Source organism: Saccharomonospora iraqiensis subsp. paurometabolica YIM 90007, assembly GCF_000231035.2.
In the GTDB taxonomy this organism is placed as follows: Bacteria; Actinomycetota; Actinomycetes; order Mycobacteriales; family Pseudonocardiaceae; genus Saccharomonospora; species Saccharomonospora paurometabolica.
Genome location: NZ_KI912257.1, coordinates 45,011 through 45,371, shown reverse-complemented (window position 1 = coordinate 45,371; position 361 = coordinate 45,011).

Here is a 361-nt window from a genome sequence, read left to right as displayed (position 1 = left end):
CGGGCGCGGCCGGACGCGGGCACACCCGCTGGCTGCTCGACCGCGCCGCGGCGGCCGGGCTCACCACGGCCGGAACGCCGCAGGTCACCGTCCGGTAGGAGGCTCCGCCGGCGGGCCACCGCTGACGTTACCGACGGGAAACGGGTGTGTTCCGTTGCGAGCGCACACGCTCCCGGGGTTGCGCGGCACGACACACCCACTGAAACCTCTCCTTGTCGAGTCCACAAGACGAGAGGTCGTACCAATGACCACAGAGGGAATCTCCCTACCCGGAGTCCCGGTCGGCGGTCCCGACGCGGAGACCGATCCGCCTCGGAGATCGACCACGTCACGCCCCGGCCCGTCCGGCCGCGGGCGCCCG